Genomic DNA, 18,056 nt, shown 5'->3' with positions numbered 1-18,056 from the left:
GCCGAGCAAGCGAGGCCCCTCCGCGGCGGAGTGCGCGTAACCGTTCACGACGGAGCAAGCGAAACCCTCGGAGCCGTGCGTCGGCCGGGCCGGTCGGCCGTGTCAGCTGAACGATGCCGCCCGGCGGCCCCGGGTGTGCGGGCCGCCGTAACTCACCGGCCCCTCGCCGTCGCCCAGGAGGACCCCGCCGAGCACCGCGCCGCCCGCTCCGGCGCCCCCGCGACCGCCCGCGGGACTGCCGTACGCCCGTACGTCCCGCTCGGCGAGCCGTCGCGCCTCCCGGGCGAGGTCGTCGGCCCGCCGCACCTCGGACAGGGGGATGGCCCCCGCCCCGAGCAGGCGTTCCGCCTCCGCCAACCGTGTTCGGGCCTCGCTGCCGACCGCTCCGCGATGCGTGCCGATGAAGTCCGACGCTCCGGCGAGCGCGCTGCGGGCGGGCAGAAGGGCATGGGCGCGCCCGTCGTGAACGTCGCCGCCCCCCGCCCCGGCGAGGGTCGCCTCCGCCTCGACCACCCGGCGCAGCGCGTCCAGCGGATCGTACGGCCCGGACGCCATCTCACGACGCACCCCGGAGAGAAGCACCTCGATACGGCCGAACGGCCTGCCCAGCCCGCCGAGTCCACCGGAAGCGTCCGGAGGCAGTTCACGGGCCGCACGCGGAACGGCCGCCGCCATCACCGCGAGCGCCGCCGGCAACTGCGCCGCCGCCGACGCCAGTTCACCCGCGAGCCGGTCCACGCCGTTCACCAGGACGGCGGCCTGCTCCACAGCCCCCTCCGCCGCCCGGAGATGGGCGGCCGCCCTCGCGCTGTCGCCGCTGTCCGCGTACCCCCGTGCCTGGTCGAGCTGGAGGGTGGTGAACGCGAGCCGGTCCTTGGCCTGTTCGACGTCTCCGACGACCCGGATGGATGCGGTGGGGGCGTACCGCTTGTGAAGTTCGGCGAGCGTGGCCTCGGCGGCCGGGGTGCGCGCCGACACTTCCCGGAGGCGGGTCCCGGCGGACTCCAGGGCGGCCACCGCGTTCCGCTCCAGCGCCCGGAGCTGGTCGAACCCCGGCGCCGCCGCGTCCAGCCGCTCTCCGGCGTTCCCGCACCGGGCGACGATCTCCTCCAGGGCACCCCTGCTGTCCCCCTCGCCCAGGCCCGGTCCCAGGCCCAGTCCCGGGCGCGCGCCCGCCTCGTCGAGGCGTCGGCGCAGCCGGAAGGACGCGGCGAGTTCGGCTTCCGCGTACGCCAGCGCGTCCGCGTACGGTTCGACCGCGTCGCCCGTCGACCGGGCCGCGGCGAGTCCCAGCTCCTCGGCGCCGGTGCGCACGCAGTCGTCGATGTCGACGAGCAACTGCCGGGCCTGCCGGTCGAGTTCGTGGAGGGGTATGAGCCCGGGGGCGTTGCCTCCGGGCGTCGTCCGTGTCGTCGCCCGCCGCCTGCGGCGCGCGTACGCGTACGCGGCCAGCGCACCCGCGGCGCCGACCGCGACAAGGGGCGGTACGAGATCGCCGGTCGTCGTCCCGTCCTCCGGGGCGGCGACGGCCGGAGCGGCAACACCCGCACGCCGCGCCGCGGTCGCCGGATCGACGGCTCCCGCCCGTGCCGGCGGCAGCACCAGCCATCCCACCGCAATCAGCCCCCCGAGCACGGCATGCGCAACCCGCACGCCTCTGCGCGACGGGGCCCTGCGCGACCGGCTTCGACTCTGGGGCGACGTCACATTTGGGAGCGTATGGCCGCCCGAGCACCCCCGCGACCGGGATACCGGGAGGTGGGGGCGCCTAAGGTACGGGAGATACGGGGGCGTACGGGAGGGGTGCGGGGGATGGACGCGGGGCGCCAGGACGAGTCGACGAATCCGGCGGAGGAAGCACCGGACACACGGCACACGAACCCTGTGCCGGAGCCGACCGCCGACGAGGTGAAGCTGGTGGCCGCCGACGATGAGTCACGCCGTGTCTCCCAGGTCTGGCGGCACCCGCGGCTGCGTCTGCCGAAGCGGGTCGCCGTCGGGCTGGTGCTCGTCCTGCTGCTCCCCACCCTCGCCGCCGGCATCGCCCTGCGGGTGAACTACGCGGGCGATCCGGCTCCCGGGACCCAGACCAGGAACCGGGACGCGCTCTGGCTCGGGCACGCCTGGGTGGACGGCCGGAAGAGCGAGGCGGACGTCGAGGCGCTGGCGGCGCGACTGCGGGACAGCGGCATCCGGGATCTGTACGTGCACGCCGGGCCGCTGGAGCACGACGGCTCGCTGCCGGCGACGGCGTATCCGTCCGCCGGTCGGCTGATCGCGGCGGTGCACCGGCGCGTGGACGGCGTACGGGTCCAGGCCTGGCTGGGCGACAAGCTGGCGAGCGAGGGGCCGGACGGGCTGCGGCTGGAGCGGGCCGGGACGCGGGACGCCGTCGTGCGGTCGGCCGGGCAGGTCCTGGACGCCGGGTTCGACGGCGTCCACTTCGACCTGGAGCCACTCCACTCGGGCGACACCCACTACCTCTCCCTCCTCGACGACCTGCACGCGCTCACCCGCGCCCGGCACGTCCCCCTCTCCGTCGCCTCCCACCAGATCGACCCGCTCCCGGCCCTCCACTCGGTCGCCGGCACCCTCACCGGCCACCCCAAGTGGTGGTCCCAGGCGTTCTTCGGGCAGGTGGCCCGCCGGGTGGACCAGATCGCCGTCATGTCGTACGACACCGGCATGCCGCTCCAGAGCCTCTACGGCGGTTACGTTGCCCAGCAGACCTCCCTCGCCCTGGAGGTCACCCCCGAGTCGACCGACCTGCTGATGGGCCTGCCGTTCTTCCACGACGACGGCATCGGCCACCACGCGTACGCCGAGACGGTCGAGGCGGCCGTCCGCGGAACCCGCCTCGGTCTGACCCGCACGGACCGCACCCGCGAGCGCTTCGGAGTCGCCCTGTACGTGGACTTCGCCGCCACGGAGACCGACTGGACGGCGTACCGCGAAGGATGGGTCCGCGAGGGATGACCGCGGCGGCCCCGCGTGCCATGATCAGGGCGCGCGCTGTCGCCGGTGCGCCGGGGCAACGGAGGGGCGATGCACTGGTATCTCGTGGGGCTGGCCGCGCTGGTCGTCACCGCGCAGGCCGGATTCGGGATCGCGGCCATCACGACGGGCTGGATTCCGCCGTGGTTCCGCCGCCGGGTCCTGCGGCCGAAGCAGTGGGGATGGGGCGCGCTGACGGGGGCCGTGGGCATGTCCCTGTTCATGTTCCTCGGACCGTTCCACGGGCCCGACGCCGACCTGACGCCGTACGCCATGGGCGGGCTGGCCCTGTACTTCGCGAGCCTGGTGCTCCTGACCATGGGGCAGCGACCCGGCCGCGACGTGAACCCGCTGAACTAGGCAGCGGGATGACGCCGCGGCGGGGCGCGCGGTGACGACGGAGTACGCGATGACGGCAGGAACGCGCGATGACGTCAGGTCGCGCGATGGCAAGGGACCGTGTGCCGCCCTCGCCTACGTCCGCCGCCTGCCGATCTTCGATCCCAGCCACACGAGCGGGTCGTACTTGCGGTCGACGGCCCGCTCCTTCAAGGGGATCAGCGCGTTGTCGGTGATCTTGATGCCCTCGGGGCAGACCTCCGTGCAGCACTTGGTGATGTTGCAGTAGCCGAGGCCGTGTTCGTCCTGGGCCGTGCGCTTGCGGTCAAGGCCGGAGTCCGCCGCCGCGTCCAGCGGGTGCATGTCCAGCTCCGCCACCCGCATCAGGAAGCGCGGTCCGGCGAACGCCGGCTTGTTCTCCTCGTGGTCACGGACGACATGGCAGGTGTCCTGGCACAGGAAGCACTCGATGCACTTGCGGAACTCCTGCGAGCGGTCGACGTCCTCCTGCATCATCCGGTACTCACCGGGTCCGACACCGGCGGGCGCCACGAATGCGGGGACCTCCCGGGCCTTGTCGTAGTTGAAACCGACGTCGGTCACCAGATCCCGTACGACCGGGAACGCGCGCAGCGGTGTGACGGTGATCGTCTCCTCCCGGGTGAACACCGACATCCGCGTCATGCACATCAGCCGCGGCCGTCCGTTGATCTCCGCCGAGCACGAACCGCACTTGCCCGCCTTGCAGTTCCAGCGCACCGCGAGGTCGGGGGCCTGGGTGGCCTGGATCCGGTGGATGATGTCCAGCACCACTTCGCCGTCGTTGACCTCGATCTCGAAGTCCTTCAGGCCGCCGCCCTTCACATCTCCGCGCCACACCTTGAAGCGGGCCTCGTAGCTGCTCACGCGTACCGCGCCTCCTCGTACCGCTCCTGCTCGCTGCTCACTCGTACAGCTCCTCTTCGGCGAGGTACTTGACCAGCTCCTCCTTCTCGAAGAGGGCGAGCAGGTCGGGGCGGATGGGCCGGGTGGTCTCGTTCACCAGATCGATCTGCCCGGCCACCGGGTCGGTGGCGGCCAACCCGCCGGTCGGGTCGGTGAGTTGGCACAGCAGGTTGATCCGGCGCCAGGAGCGCTCCATCGCCGGGTGGTCCTCACGGGTGTGCCCGCCGCGCGACTCCTCGCGCTCCAGCGCCGCCCGTGCCACGCACTCGCTGACGAGGAGCATGTTCCGCAGGTCGAGGGAGAGGTGCCAGCCCGGGTTGAACTGGCGGTGGCCCTCCACGCCGGCCCGGCGCGCCCGTACCCGCAGTTCGGCGAGTTTCTCCAGGGCCTGGGCCATCTCGGCCTCGCGGCGGATGATGCCGACCAGGTCGTTCATGGTCTGCTGGAGTTCCTGGTGCAGGGTGTACGGGTTCTCGGGCGGGTGCGCACCGGAGAGCCGGGCGCCGTCGGCCGAGGCGGCGGGGGCGGATTCCGGGCCCTCGGCCGAGAAGGGCCGCAGTGCCTCCGCGGCCGCCGCGTCGATCTGGGTGTCGTCCAGGGGCGGGCGGGCGCCCTCCCCGGCGAGACCGGCCGCGTACTGGGCCGCGTGCCATCCGGCCCGCCGCCCGAACACCAGAAGGTCGGAGAGCGAGTTGCCGCCCAGCCGGTTGGAACCGTGCATGCCGCCCGCGACCTCACCGGCCGCGAACAGTCCCGGTACGCCGCGAGCTGCGGCCGTGTCCGACTCGACCGCGATGCCGCCCATCACGTAGTGGCAGGTGGGCCCGACCTCCATGGCCTCCGCCGTGATGTCGACGTCGGCCAGCTCCTTGAACTGGTGGTACATGGACGGGAGTCGGCGCTTGATCACCTCCGCCGGCATCCGGGTCGACACGTCGAGGAAGACGCCGCCGTGGGGTGATCCGCGGCCCGCCTTCACCTCGGAGTTGATCGCCCGCGCGACCTCGTCGCGCGGCAGCAGCTCCGGTGGGCGCCGGTTGTGGTCCGGGTCCTCGTACCAGCGGTCGCCCTCCTCCTCCGACTGCGCGTACTTCTCCTTGAAGACGTCGGGGATGTAGTCGAACATGAACCGCTTGCCGTCGGAGTTCCGGAGCACTCCGCCGTCGCCGCGCACCGACTCGGTGACGAGGATGCCCTTGACCGACGGCGGCCAGACCATGCCCGTCGGATGGAACTGCACGAACTCCATGTTCAGCAGCGGCGCCCCGGCGAGGAGTGCCAGCGCGTGCCCGTCGCCCGTGTACTCCCACGAGTTGGACGTCACCTTGAAGGACTTGCCGATGCCGCCGGTGGCGATCACGACGGAGGGCGCTTCGAGGACGAAGAAGCGGCCGGACTCGCGCTCGTAGCAGAACGCCCCGGAGACGCGTCGGCCGTCCTTCAGAATCCGTGTGACGGTGCACTCCTGATAGACCTTCAGGCGTGACTCGTAGTCACCGGTCTCCTTCATGTCCTCCTGCTGGAGGGCCACGATCTTCTGCTGGAGCGTGCGGATCAGTTCGAGTCCGGTGCGGTCGCCGACGTGGGCGAGGCGCGGATACTCGTGGCCGCCGAAGTTGCGCTGCGAGATCCGCCCGTCCTTGGTCCGGTCGAAGAGCGCGCCCCAGGTCTCCAACTCCCACACCCGGTCCGGGGCTTCCCTGGCGTGCAGCTCGGCCATCCGCCACTGGTTGAGGAACTTGCCGCCGCGCATGGTGTCGCGGAAGTGGACCTGCCAGTTGTCGCCGGAGTTCACATTGCCCATGGCGGCCGCGATGCCGCCCTCGGCCATCACCGTGTGGGCCTTGCCGAACAGCGACTTGCAGATCACCGCCGTACGGGCGCCGCGCTCGCGTGCCTCGATGGCGGCACGCAGTCCCGCGCCACCGGCGCCGACCACGACGACGTCCCACTCCTGCCGATCGACCACGGACATCAGAAGGCCCCACTCATGTCAGAAGAAGCGCGGATCGTCGAAGGCGCCGGACGCGACCAGGTACACGTAGAAGTCGGCGAGCGCCACACTCACCAACGACGCCCAGGCCAGCAGCATGTGACGGGCGTTCAGCTTCCCGACCCACTGCCACATCCGGTAGCGCACGGGGTGCCGGGAGAAGTGCTTGAGCTTCCCGCCGACGATGTGCCGGCAGGAGTGGCAGGAAAGGGTGTACGCCCAGATCAGCGTGATGTTGACCAGGAACACCAGCGTGCCGAGGCCCATGTGGCCCCAGTTGTAGTGCTCGTCGCGGAAGGAGAGCACGGTGTCGTACGTGAGGATGCCGGCGACGACGAGGGCCGCGTAGAAGAAGTACCGGTGGATGTTCTGCAGGATCAGCGGGAAGCGGGTCTCGCCGGTGTACTTCTTGTGCGGCTCGGCGACCGCGCAGGCCGGCGGGCTCGCCCAGAAGCCCCGGTAGTAGGCCTTGCGGTAGTAGTAGCAGGTCAGCCGGAAGCCGAGCGGGAAGATCAGGATGATGATCGCGGGGGAGATGGCCCACCAGCTCCCGAACAGGTCCGCGTTCGGTCCGGCGTGCATGGTTCCGCACCGCTCCGCCAGACAGGGCGAGTAGAACGGCGAGACGTACGGCGCCGCGTAGTAGTGCGCGTCCGAGAAGGCCCGCCAGGTCGAGTACACGATGAAGGCCAGCAACCCGGCCGCGGTGGCGGCGGGCGCCAGCCACCAGCGGTCGGTCCGCAGATGCGGGGCGGCGATCGCGGCGCGCGTACCGGTTCGTACGCCGCCGCTGTTCAGATGAGGTTCCGTACCAGTGGCCAACTTCGCACTCCGGTCGGGTTCGGGGGTGCGCCGGTGTCGAGGGCGCTCAGTGGGTGGGACCGTGGTGCGCGCCGAGACCCTCGTCGTCGGAATCGGTCCACAAGGAGCTGTCGTACGGGGTGTCGGGAATGGACACCAGGTCGGGCCGTCGGCCGGACGCGGGTCCCGCCGGTCCGGGCGCGGTGGCGAGTCCGGAGGAGGCGCCCGCGGTGGCCTCGCGCAGCAGCGCGACGCTTTCGCGCAGGTGGTCGGCGTCGGCGCGTACGCGGCGCATCTCCAGACCGGCGCCCATCTGCTGTTCCAGGCGCCGTACCGACCGCTGCAGATCGTCGAGGCAGCGCTGGACCGACGTCAGGTCGTCGTGCACGGACATGACTTGCCCTCACTTCCGCGGGCCCAGCGGCCCCAGGCGGCAACGTTCATGCGCCTGCGAGTGTTGCGCGTCACACGCACCCGTGTGAAGGCGTGTGCACGGATTGAGGGCTCGCGCGCATCAGAACGCGCCGCGCGCGCCCTCCGGTTTCCCCGCGCGCTGTCCTGGTTTCCCGCGCGCCGTCCGGTTTCCCCGCGCTCCCTGGTGGCGCCGGGAAGCGAGTGACAGGCCCCTCGCTCTTCCGGGCGCCGCACCACGGGGCCGGGACGGGGGTGCGGCAGGAGGGCACGGTCCCGGATTGCGCCGCACGGGTGGGGTTCCGGATGCCCGCCGCCGTGTCGTCGCCTCCGCCCGGCCGCCCTCCCCTTCAGTTAGCACATAGATCAGATCAGCTCCATATACCGCCAAACGTGATCAGAAGCAGACCTGCCCCACACAGCGGTGCGTCCCCCGGAGGTTGCAGTGATGTCCCACGACGGCGTCGGACTGCGCGCGGTGATGCGCTCGGCCGCATTCCTCACCGCGGGCGTGCTCGCGGTACCCGCCCTCGCCGCGTGCAGCGCGGACGACGAGGCGGACAAGCCCACGGCCGTGCAGGACATCGCGCCCGCGTCCCGTGACCTGATCGCCGACGGCGGCACCCTGCGCTGGGCCGTGGACGCCGTACCGGAGACGCTGAACGCGTTCCAGGCGGACGCCGACGCCGCGACCTCCCGTGTCGCCGGTGCCGTACTGCCGTCGATGTACCGGCTCGACGCGAACGGGCGGCCGCAGATCAACCCCGACTACCTGGAGTCGGCGAAGGTCGTCGACACCGAGCCCAAGCAGGTCGTGGTGTACAAGCTCAACCAGCAGGCCGTGTGGAGCGACGGACGCGAGATCGGCGCCGCCGACTTCGCCGCCCAGTGGCGCGCCCTGTCCGGCAAGGACTCCGCGTACTGGACGGCCCGCAACGCCGGCTACGACCGCATCGAGAAGATCGAGCGGGGCAAGAACAACCTGGAGGTCCGCGTCACGTTCAGCCGGCCCTACGCCGACTGGAAGGCGCTGTTCTCGCCGCTGTACCCGAAGGACGTCATGGGTACCGCGGACTCCTTCAACGACGCCGCGCGGCGCAAGCTCAAGACCACGGCGGGGCCCTTCGCGGTGAAGCAGGTCGACCGCAAGGGCGGCGAGGTCCGCCTCACGCGCAACCCGCGCTGGTGGGGCCGCCCCAGCAAGCTCGCCGAGATCGACCTGGTGGCCGTGGCCCGTGACAAGCGGGCCACCGCGCTCGCCGAAGGCAAGCTCGACCTGGCCGAGATCGACCCCGCCGAGGCGGAGCGCATCACGCTCGCCGCCCGGCACAAGGACGGCGCCCCGTTGCAGGGGGCCTCCGCGACGAGCGAGAAGCACACGGCGGGCGCAAAGAGCGAGAAGGACGAGTCCGGACAGAAGGGCGAGAAGAGCAAGTCCGGAGAGAAGAGCGAGAGCGAGAAGGACAAGGCCGCGGAGGAGGACGGGAAGGCCGCGGCGGACGAGAAGGACGAGAAGGACGAGAGCGGCGAGAGCGGCGAGAAGGGCGAGAAGGGCGAGAAGGGCGCGGCAGGTGCGAAGGGCAGCGAGGCCAAGGCGAAGGAGGCCCGCCTTCAGTCGGCGCTGAGCGGCTTCGTGGTCCGCAAGTCCCTCGAACCCGCCTACACCCAGCTCGCCCTCAACGGCTCCGAGGGCCCCCTGGCCGACGAGCGCGTCCGCCGAGCGGTGGCCCGCGCCCTGGACCGCAAGGAACTCGCCCGGGTCGTCCTCCAGCCGCTCGGTCTGCCCGCCGAGCCGGTCGGCAGCCATCTCGCCCTCGCCGGCCAGGCGGCGTACGCCGACAACAGCGGCGCCCTCGGCAGCCAGGACGCCGCCGAGGCGCGGGCGCTGCTCGCGGACGCCGGGTGGGTGCCCGGCGGGCCGATCACCGAGCAGAAGAAGACGGAGAAGGCGGCCGGGTCCAAGGGCAAGAAGAAGCAGGACACGGACGAGGACGACAGGCCGGGCGGCGACGGGACGTACATCGTCGGCGAGGACGACAAGCCCTCGGAGGCCGGCCGGGAGCTGGCGCAGGACCCCAAGGACCACCCGAGGAAGCAGGAGCAGCAGGTCGGCGCGAAGTCGGGCCGGCGCACGGACGAGCAGGCCGCCAGGCACCTGGACGGCAGGCAGTACGCCCAGCAGGGCGGGGTTCCGGGGGCGTACGCGCCCAAGGGGACGGCCGCTCCGGCGGGCGCCGCGGCCAATGCCCTCGCCAAGGACGGCAAGCCGCTGACGCTGCGTTTCGTCCTGCCCTCGGGGCCGGGCTCGGAGTCCGTGCGTGCCGTGGCCGACCGGATCGCGCGGATGCTCCAGCGCATCGGTATCCGTACGGACATCTCGAAGGTCTCCGACGAGAGCTATTTCAAGGACCACATCGCCTCGGGCCAGTACGACCTGGCGCTCTACTCGTGGCCCGCCTCCGCCTTCCCGGCCACCGACGCCCGCCCGATCTACGCCAAGCCCGTTCCGGCGGCCGACGGCTCGCTGAGCGTCGAGCAGAACTACACCCGCGTCGGCACCGATCAGGTCGATCAGCTGTTCGACCAGGCTCTTTCCACCCTGGACGAGGACGAGGCGCGCTCTCTGGTCCGCAAGGCCGACGCCCGCATCTGGGCCGCCGCCGGCTCCATTCCGCTGTACCAGCGGCCTCAGCTCGCCGCCGCCCGCGTCGGCCTCGCGAACACCGGAGCCTTCGGATTCCAGACCCCGGTGTACGAGGACATGGGCTTCCTGAAGAAGGGCGCGCACCCTTCGGCGAGCCCGTCGAAGAGCCGGTGACCTGCGGGTGAACGTCGGGGGCCCGCCGTCTGGCGGGCCCCCCGGACGAGGGCCCCGGTGGCCCTGCGGAGGCCGCCTCCGTCCGGGCCACGTACCATGGGGTAAGGCCGTGGCGTGTTCAGCCCGGCAGGCCCCGCGCTGCGGAGGCCGTCCACTCACTCCGGGAGAAGCGCCTCAATATGGCCACGCGCCACGACATCCGCAACGTCGCCATCGTCGCCCACGTCGACCATGGCAAGACCACTCTGGTCGATGCCATGCTCAAGCAGGCCGGTGCCTTCGCCGCGCACGCCGCCGAGTCGCTCGACGACCGCATGATGGACTCGAACGACCTGGAACGTGAGAAGGGCATCACGATCCTGGCGAAGAACACGGCGGTCAAGTACCACCCGAAGGATGGCGGCGACGTCATCACGATCAACATCATCGACACCCCCGGCCACGCCGACTTCGGTGGTGAGGTCGAGCGCGGTCTGTCGATGGTGGACGCGGTCGTCCTGCTCGTCGACGCCTCCGAGGGCCCGCTGCCGCAGACCCGCTTCGTGCTGCGCAAGGCGCTGCAGGCCCGCCTGCCCGTCATCCTGTGCATCAACAAGACGGACCGCCCGGACTCGCGCATCGAAGAGGTCGTGAACGAGGCGTACGACCTCTTCCTCGACCTGGACGCCGACGAGGAGCAGATCGAGTTCCCGATCGTCTACGCGTGTGCGCGTGACGGCGTGGCTTCGCTGACCAAGCCGGAGGACGGCACCGTCCCGGCCGACAGTGACAGCCTGGAGCCGTTCTTCACCACGATCCTGGAGTCCGTCCCGGCCCCGTCTTTCGACGAGGCCGCGCCGCTCCAGGCCCACGTGACCAACCTGGACGCCGACAACTTCCTCGGCCGTATCGCGCTGCTCCGCGTCGAGCAGGGCGAGCTGCGCAAGGGCCAGACCGTCACGTGGATCAAGCGCGACGGCACGATGTCCAACGTGCGCATCACCGAGCTGCTGATGACCGAGGCGCTCACCCGCAAGCCCGCCGAGGTGGCCGGCCCCGGTGACATCTGCGCCGTCGCCGGTATCCCGGACATCATGATCGGCGAGACCCTGGCCGACCCGGAGAACCCGATCGCGCTGCCGCTGATCACGGTCGACGAGCCGGCGATCTCCATGACCATCGGCACGAACACCTCGCCGCTGGTCGGCCGCGGTGGCACGGGCAAGGGCGCGGACGCCAAGGCCGCGGTCAAGGACAAGGACCGCAAGGTCACCGCCCGCCAGGTCAAGGACCGCCTCGACCGCGAGCTGGTCGGTAACGTCTCCCTCCGTGTGCTCGACACCGAGCGCCCGGACGCCTGGGAGGTCCAGGGCCGCGGTGAGCTGGCGCTCGCCATCCTGGTCGAGCAGATGCGCCGCGAGGGCTTCGAGCTGACCATCGGCAAGCCGCAGGTGGTCACCCAGGTGATCGACGGCAAGGTCCACGAGCCGGTCGAGCGTATGACGATCGACGTGCCCGAGGAGCACATGGGCGCGGTCACGCAGCTCATGGGCGTCCGCAAGGGCCGCATGGACAACATGTCGAACCACGGCTCCGGCTGGGTTCGCCTGGAGTTCGTCGTTCCCTCGCGCGGCCTCATCGGCTTCCGGACCGAGTTCCTGACCGGCACGCGCGGTACGGGCATCGCCCACTCCATCCACGAGGGCCACGAGCCGTGGTTCGGCACCCTGACGACCCGTAACAACGGTTCGCTGGTCGCCGACCGCGCCGGCGCCGTCACCGCGTTCGCGATGACGAACCTCCAGGAGCGCGGTGTGCTGTTCACCGACCCCGGCACCGAGGTGTACGAGGGCATGATCGTCGGCGAGAACTCCCGCGCCGACGACATGGACGTGAACATCACCAAGGAGAAGAAGCTCACCAACATGCGGTCCGCCGCCGCCGACTCGTTCGAGGCGATCGTCCCGCCGCGCAAGCTCTCCCTGGAGCAGTCGCTGGAGTTCTGCCGCGACGACGAATGCGTCGAGGTGACCCCGGAGTCCGTTCGCATCCGCAAGCTCGTTCTCGACCAGAAGGAGCGCGGTCGCAGCGCCAGCCGCGCCAAGCACGGCTGATCCACCGGCTTCACCGGCTGATCCACCGGCAACCGAGCCCGGGTGCCCCCAGCATGGGGGCACCCGGGCTTTTTGCAACCCGTTTCCCGCCTTCCCATGTCCGAAATACGGAGCCTCCCGACCGATAGGCATGTAACACGTCCGTTTCGCGGGCTTCTCCCGCAGATCATTTTGTCCAGATTTTGGAAGATGTACGCGCCAGCTGTGATGGAACCGAGACCTAAAGGCTGTGGTCGGTTATCTGGCTCATGTCAGATAGTTAGCCGCGTAACGCTCGGGTCAATGGGTCATGCGCTGTGGGGACAGCGCCGACTCACGAGCACAGTGGGGCGTTTGATCCTCCGTCAGGGGTGTCGGAGGTCAATCAGAAGCCCCTCCTGTCCGTGCACCGGTTGAGTCATGAGGAGGCACCAGATGCCAACTACGCGTGTTCATCTGCGAGTTGTCGCAAGCAGCGCTCTGTCGCGAAGCGACCGCTAGGCATACGTCTCTCCTGATCCGCATGGTCCGAACGCGGCCGCCCCAACCCTGTGGCGGCCGTGGACTCGGCGCACCCATGAAATGGACGAATCATGACGAGTCCGATCGAGATCGAGGGCGCGGAAGCCTCCCCCCAGGTCGACGAACCGGCCGGGAAGAAACCTTCCGACGCGCCGGAGAAGCTGGAGGGCCGATCGCCCGGCCAGCTGATGTGGCGCCGGTTCAAGCGCGACCGCAGCGGCGTCGTCTCCGCGTACATCGTGATCTTCTTCTTCCTGATCGCCGCGCTAGCTCCGCTGATCTCGAAGTTCTACGGCAAGGACCCGTACACGCTGTACGGGCAGGACGACCCCACGCTCCTGAACGACTTCAACATGCCGGCGGGCCCCAACGGCGGCATCACGTCGGAGTACTGGTTCGGGATCGAACCCACCCTCGGCCGCGATGTGTTCATGCAGCTCCTCTACGGCATGCGCACCTCGCTGTACACGGCGGTCGCCGCGACCATCGCGACGGTGATCATGGGGGTGCTGATCGGCCTGGTCGGCGGCTACTTCGGCGGCAAGGTCGACTACTGGCTCGGCCGGCTCACGGACTTCCTGCTCGCGTTCCCGCAGCAGCTGTTCATGATCGCGTCGATGCCCGTCATCACCGCGGTGTTCGTCGCCCCCGACGAGGAGACGCCCACCTACATCCACGCGCTGGCGATCATCGGAGTGCTGTGGTTCCTCGGCTGGATGGGCCTCGCCCGGCTGATCCGGGCGGTCGCCCTCTCACTGCGTGAGCGGGAGTTCGTCGAGGCGGCGAGGGTCGCGGGCGCATCCCCCTGGCGGATCATCCGCAAGGAACTGCTGCCGAACCTCGTCACACCGATCCTGGTGCAGGGCACCTACCTGCTGCCGAGCACCATTCTGTCGGTCGCGTTTCTCTCATTCGTCGGCGTCGGCTACACCGAACCGACCCCCGACTGGGGCCGGATGTTCGCCATCGGGTCGGACATCTACGAACAGGACCCGGTCTACATGTTCTTCCCGGGTGTCGCCATGGTCATCTTCGTCGTGGCGTTCAACCTCCTCGGTGACTCGGTCCGGGACGCATTCGATCCCAAGACGGGCCGCTGACCCGAGGGCGGGGGACCGCTGCCACCCGGGAGCCGGCACGACCGGCCGTGCACTGCCAGGCAGCACCAGTGGATCACTGATCACAACTCACAGGCAGGTGGACTCGACTCCATGAGCATCCTCAGTTCCCGCAGAGGGCGGACCGCCGTTGTCGCGGTCGCGGCCGGCGCCCTGGCGCTGGCCGGCTGCAGCAGCAATGACAGCGGCGACGGAAACGGCAAGAGCAAGGGCAAGAAGGAGGCCGCGGCCCAGTCCGCGGCGGTGAAGATGGGCACCGCGGCGGACTCCACGGGTCCCGCCGAGGAGGTCACGGGCGCCAAGCCCGGCGGCACCGTCCAGGTCTACGAGGAGGACGACTTCTCGCACCTCGACCCGGGCCAGATCTACGTCAGCGACGCCGGCCTGCTCTCCAAGCTCATCTTCCGCGGTCTGACCACGTACAAGGAGGACGACAAGGGCGGGCTCACCGTCGTCGGCGACCTCGCGACCGACCCGGGCAAGCTCTCGGACGGCGGCAAGACCTGGACGTACACGCTGAAGGACGGCATCAAGGACGAGACCGGTCATGTGATCGACTCGGCCGACATCCGGCACACCTTCGAGCGGCTCTACGACCCGTTCATCACGGACGGCCCGTCGTTCATCCAGCAGTGGCTGTCCGGCACGGGCACCGCCTACCGCAAGGCCTACGCGGGTCCGTTCAAGGGCAAGCACCTCCCGGACACCGTCCTCGCGACCCCGGACGACAAGACGATCGTCTTCCATTTCAAGGACGCGCAGCCCGACCTGCCGCAGGCCCTGGCCATGGCCGGTTACTCCGTCGTCCCCGAGAAGACGGACACCAAGGCGAAGTACGACACCAAGCCGGTCGCCGTCGGCCCGTACAAGATCTCGGAGTTCAAGGCCGGCAAGAGCGTCAAGCTGGTCAAGAACACCAACTGGGACGCGAAGTCGGACGCCATGCGTCACCAGTACGTCGACGGGTTCGACATCGAGATCAACCACGACGACGAGGACCAGACCAAGACGATCCTCGCCGACCGCGGTGACGCCAAGAACGCCATCATGATGACCGGTCAGGTCGCCACCACCCAGGTCCAGAAGGTCGTCTCCGACCCCGCGGCCATGAAGCGCACGATCCAGGGCTACGCCCCGTACGTGTGGCAGATGAACTTCAACATGGACCGCATCAAGGACAGGAAGCTCCGCGACGCGATCACCTACGCCATGCCGTCCACGTCGATGTACAAGGCGGACGGTGGCGCGTACGGCGGCGAGGTCGCCAACAGCCTGATGTCGCCCACCACTCCGGGCTACCAGAAGGACTACGACCCCTTCGACCGGGCCAAGAAGCCCAACGGTGACATCGAGAAGGCCAAGAAGCTGATCGAGGAAGCCGGCGCCAAGGGCAAGAAGATCGTCTACGCCTACGCCAACACCCCGGTCCGCCAGCAGCAGGCCGTCCTCGTCGAGAACGCCCTGACCAAGATCGGCCTCGACGTCCAGAAGAAGGAGATCGACGCCGCGACCTGGTACGAGCAGGTCGGCAAGGTCCAGAACGGCTTCGACATCTACATGACCGGCTGGGGCCAGGACTGGCCGTCCGCCGCCACCGTCTTCCCGCCGCTGTACGACGGCAAGCAGATCCAGGACGGTGCGTCGAACTACGCGCACATCAACGACGACCACGTGAACTCCGAGATCCAGCGGATCCTGAAGATCACCGACACCGCCGAGGCCACCAAGGCCTGGACCGCGCTCAACCAGTACATCAGCGAGAAGGTCAACCCGGCGGCGCCGATCTACTACACCAAGACGTTCCAGATCGCCGGCACCAACGTGGGCGGCCTGCGCTACTCCACGGTGACGAGCTACACCGACCCGACCCGGGTCTTCCTCAAGAGCTGACCACCCTCCCGGGGCGCACTGCGCGCAGTGCGCCCCGGGCGCTCCTGTCCCTGGCCGCCGTCCTGAGAGCAGCGTTCCGCCATGCTTCGATTCCTCCTTCGCCGGACGTTCGGCGCGGTGCTCATCCTTCTGCTGATCAGCGCCTTCACGTTCTTCATGTACTACGCGATCCCCCAGGACCCGGCCACACTGGCGTGCGGCAAGAACTGCACCCCGGACGCGCTGGCGATCATCCACAAGAACCTGGGGCTCGACGAGCCGATCCCGGTGCAGTACTGGAAGTTCCTCGTCGGCATCTTCGTCGGACGCGACTTCGCGGTGGGCCACTGTCCGGCCCCCTGCTTCGGCGTCTCCTTCCGCGACCAGCAGATGGTCTGGGACACGATCATGGACCGCTTCCCGCTGACGCTGTCCCTCACGGTCGGTGGCCTGATCGTCTTCCTCATCGTCGGTCTCGGCACCGGCCTCATCGCCGCCCGCTACCGGGGAACCTGGCTCGACAAGATGTTCTCCAGCATCTCCCTGGTGCTCAGCTCGATGCAGATCTACTTCCTCGGCCCGGTCGTCCTCGGCATCTTCGTCTACAGCACCGGCTGGCTGAACAAGCCCAAGTACGTGCCGCTCTCGGAGAATCCGGGCCAGTGGTTCATGGGCCTGCTGATCCCCTGGATCGTCATGTCCGTGATCTTCACCGCCAACTACACGCGTATGGCGCGCTCGACGATGATCGAGCAGCTCCAGGAGGAGCATGTGCGCGCCGCCCGCGCTAAGGGCATGACCGGCAGATACGTCTTCTTCCGGTACGCCTGGCGCGGCTCCCTCATTCCCATCCTCACCATCCTCGGCATGGACCTCTCCGCCCTCCTCGGCGGCGCCGTCGTCACCGAGTTCACCTTCGGCCTCGCCGGGATCGGCCGGCTCGCCGTGGAGTCCGTCGTCGGCAAGGACCTGCCGAAACTCATGGGCGTGATGCTCTTCAGCGCCGCGTTCATCCTTCTGCTCAACGTCATCGTGGACGCCATGTACGCCGTGATCGACCCCCGCGTACGTCTGTCGTAGTGCCTGTCGCGCCCTGGGAGAAACCGCAGTGACCACACTCACCAAGCCGGAGGACGCCCCGGCTCCCACCGGATCCGACGCGTTCCTGTCGGTCCGCGACCTGCATGTGCGGTTCTCCACGGAGGACGGCGTCGTCAAAGCGGTCGACGGCCTCTCCTTCGACCTCGAACGAGGTACGACGCTCGGCATCGTCGGCGAGTCCGGGTCCGGGAAGTCCGTCACCAACCTGACCGTCCTCGGTCTGCACAGCCCGCTGAACACGCAGATCGAGGGCGAGATCATCCTCGACGGCAAGGAGCTCGTCACCGCCACCGAGGCCGAGCTGGAACGGCTGCGCGGCAACAAGATGGCGATGATCTTCCAGGACGCGCTGACCGCCCTGTCGCCGTACCACAGCGTGGGGCGGCAGATCGGCGAGCCGTTCCGCAAGCACACCGGGGCGTCCAAGAGGGAAGCCCGGAACCGGGCGATCGAGATGCTGGGGAAGGTCGGCATCCCGCACCCCAAACAGCGTGTGGACGACTACCCCCACCAGTTCTCCGGCGGTATGCGGCAGCGCGCGATGATCGCGATGTCCCTCGTCTGCAACCCGGACCTGCTGATCGCCGACGAGCCGACCACCGCCCTGGACGTGACAGTCCAGGCGCAGATCCTCGACCTCCTCAAGGACCTCCAGCAGGAGTTCGGCTCCGCGATCATCATGATCACCCACGACCTCGGTGTGGTCGCGAACATGGCCGACGACCTGCTGGTGATGTACGCCGGCCGGGCCGTGGAACGCGGCACCGTCCGAGAGGTGCTGAAGGCTCCCCAACACCCCTACACCTGGGGCCTGCTGGGGTCCATGCCGCGCCTGACGGCGGACGTCGACGAACCGCTCACCCCCATCCCGGGCGCGCCCCCTTCGCTGCTCAACCCGCCCTCGGGGTGCCCGTTCCACCCGCGGTGCACCTTCCGGGACGAGGTCGAGGGCTCCGACCGGTGTGTGGACGTCCGGCCCGAACTGCCCACGGGACGCGGCGCGGCCTGCCATCTGACCCTGGATCAAAAGAGCCGCATCTTCACCGAGACGATCCGCCCCAGGCTGGGCTGAG

The 18,056-nt window shown here is 69.6% G+C and carries 13 protein-coding genes; 8 read left to right on the top strand and 5 right to left on the bottom strand.

Features of this window, described 5'->3' with window-relative positions; translation table 11 throughout:
* Window positions 1-102: 102 nt before the first annotated feature.
* Complete coding sequence (locus ABZX90_RS16080; protein ID WP_355205266.1) at window positions 103-1,614, bottom strand: hypothetical protein; 1,512 nt, start codon at window positions 1,612-1,614, stop codon at window positions 103-105.
* A gap of 198 nt (window positions 1,615-1,812) precedes the next feature.
* Here ABZX90_RS16080 and ABZX90_RS16075 point away from each other — a divergent pair, with 198 nt between their 5' ends.
* Both ABZX90_RS16075 and ABZX90_RS16070 read left to right on the top strand, forming a co-directional pair.
* Entirely contained in the window at window positions 1,813-2,976 is a 1,164-nt protein-coding gene (locus ABZX90_RS16075; RefSeq protein WP_355205263.1) for a hypothetical protein, read from the top strand.
* Window positions 2,977-3,045: 69 nt separating this feature from the next.
* Window positions 3,046-3,354, top strand: coding sequence for a hypothetical protein (locus tag ABZX90_RS16070; RefSeq protein ID WP_355205260.1), 309 nt, complete (start codon window positions 3,046-3,048; stop codon window positions 3,352-3,354).
* A gap of 114 nt (window positions 3,355-3,468) precedes the next feature.
* On the opposite strand, the gene ABZX90_RS16065 is transcribed toward ABZX90_RS16070, so the two are convergent.
* From ABZX90_RS16065 to ABZX90_RS16050, 4 genes are read right to left on the bottom strand one after another with little or no spacing between them, the layout of a single operon-like run.
* A complete protein-coding gene (locus tag ABZX90_RS16065) occupies window positions 3,469-4,239 on the bottom strand; it encodes a succinate dehydrogenase/fumarate reductase iron-sulfur subunit (RefSeq protein WP_351125950.1) in 771 nt (256 codons plus the stop codon).
* Window positions 4,240-4,276: 37 nt separating this feature from the next.
* The gene (locus ABZX90_RS16060; RefSeq protein ID WP_355205257.1) at window positions 4,277-6,253 is read right to left on the bottom strand and encodes a fumarate reductase/succinate dehydrogenase flavoprotein subunit; all 1,977 of its coding nucleotides are present in this window, start codon (window positions 6,251-6,253) and stop codon (window positions 4,277-4,279) included.
* A gap of 18 nt (window positions 6,254-6,271) precedes the next feature.
* Window positions 6,272-7,093 (bottom strand): hypothetical protein, encoded by an 822-nt coding sequence (locus ABZX90_RS16055; RefSeq protein WP_351125946.1) that lies wholly within the window; start codon window positions 7,091-7,093, stop codon window positions 6,272-6,274.
* A 46-nt stretch (window positions 7,094-7,139) separates the two neighbouring features.
* Window positions 7,140-7,466, bottom strand: coding sequence for a hypothetical protein (locus ABZX90_RS16050; RefSeq protein ID WP_351125944.1), 327 nt, complete (start codon window positions 7,464-7,466; stop codon window positions 7,140-7,142).
* Window positions 7,467-7,931: 465 nt separating this feature from the next.
* Between ABZX90_RS16050 and ABZX90_RS16045 the strand changes: the two genes are divergently transcribed.
* From ABZX90_RS16045 to ABZX90_RS16020, 6 genes are all read left to right on the top strand, one after another.
* On the top strand, window positions 7,932-10,301 hold the full coding sequence (locus tag ABZX90_RS16045; protein ID WP_355205254.1) for an ABC transporter substrate-binding protein: 2,370 nt from the start codon (window positions 7,932-7,934) through the stop codon (window positions 10,299-10,301).
* Between the two features lie 179 nt (window positions 10,302-10,480).
* Entirely contained in the window at window positions 10,481-12,394 is a 1,914-nt protein-coding gene (gene typA / locus ABZX90_RS16040) for a translational GTPase TypA (protein ID WP_351125940.1), read from the top strand.
* A 572-nt stretch (window positions 12,395-12,966) separates the two neighbouring features.
* The gene (locus ABZX90_RS16035) at window positions 12,967-13,995 is read left to right on the top strand and encodes an ABC transporter permease (RefSeq protein WP_351125938.1); all 1,029 of its coding nucleotides are present in this window, start codon (window positions 12,967-12,969) and stop codon (window positions 13,993-13,995) included.
* Window positions 13,996-14,106: 111 nt separating this feature from the next.
* Complete coding sequence (locus ABZX90_RS16030; protein ID WP_351125936.1) at window positions 14,107-15,903, top strand: ABC transporter substrate-binding protein; 1,797 nt, start codon at window positions 14,107-14,109, stop codon at window positions 15,901-15,903.
* An 81-nt stretch (window positions 15,904-15,984) separates the two neighbouring features.
* The gene (locus ABZX90_RS16025) at window positions 15,985-16,962 is read left to right on the top strand and encodes an ABC transporter permease (protein ID WP_351125934.1); all 978 of its coding nucleotides are present in this window, start codon (window positions 15,985-15,987) and stop codon (window positions 16,960-16,962) included.
* Window positions 16,963-16,990: 28 nt separating this feature from the next.
* Window positions 16,991-18,055: an ABC transporter ATP-binding protein gene (locus ABZX90_RS16020; protein WP_351125932.1), complete on the top strand. Its 1,065-nt coding sequence runs from the start codon at window positions 16,991-16,993 to the stop codon at window positions 18,053-18,055.
* The last annotated feature ends 1 nt before the right edge of the window (window position 18,056 follow it).

It is taken from the genome of Streptomyces sp. NPDC002935, assembly GCF_040611295.1.
GTDB lineage: Bacteria > Actinomycetota > Actinomycetes > Streptomycetales > Streptomycetaceae > Streptomyces.
Note: the sequence above shows the minus strand (reverse complement) of the source record. Positions and strands in the feature narration are given on the sequence as shown.

What these genes read in the sequence shown, in the direction of transcription:
- ABZX90_RS16075 (WP_355205263.1), top strand. Translation starts at nt 1,813, where the DNA reads ATGGACGCGGGGCGCCAGGACGAGTCGACGAATCCGGCGGAGGAAGCA.
- ABZX90_RS16070 (WP_355205260.1), top strand. Translation starts at nt 3,046, where the DNA reads ATGCACTGGTATCTCGTGGGGCTGGCCGCGCTGGTCGTCACCGCGCAG.
- ABZX90_RS16060 (WP_355205257.1), bottom strand. Translation starts at nt 6,253, where the DNA reads ATGTCCGTGGTCGATCGGCAGGAGTGGGACGTCGTCGTGGTCGGCGCC.
- ABZX90_RS16050 (WP_351125944.1), bottom strand. Translation starts at nt 7,466, where the DNA reads ATGTCCGTGCACGACGACCTGACGTCGGTCCAGCGCTGCCTCGACGAT.
- ABZX90_RS16045 (WP_355205254.1), top strand. Translation starts at nt 7,932, where the DNA reads ATGTCCCACGACGGCGTCGGACTGCGCGCGGTGATGCGCTCGGCCGCA.
- typA (WP_351125940.1), top strand. Translation starts at nt 10,481, where the DNA reads ATGGCCACGCGCCACGACATCCGCAACGTCGCCATCGTCGCCCACGTC.
- ABZX90_RS16035 (WP_351125938.1), top strand. Translation starts at nt 12,967, where the DNA reads ATGACGAGTCCGATCGAGATCGAGGGCGCGGAAGCCTCCCCCCAGGTC.
- ABZX90_RS16030 (WP_351125936.1), top strand. Translation starts at nt 14,107, where the DNA reads ATGAGCATCCTCAGTTCCCGCAGAGGGCGGACCGCCGTTGTCGCGGTC.
- ABZX90_RS16025 (WP_351125934.1), top strand. Translation starts at nt 15,985, where the DNA reads ATGCTTCGATTCCTCCTTCGCCGGACGTTCGGCGCGGTGCTCATCCTT.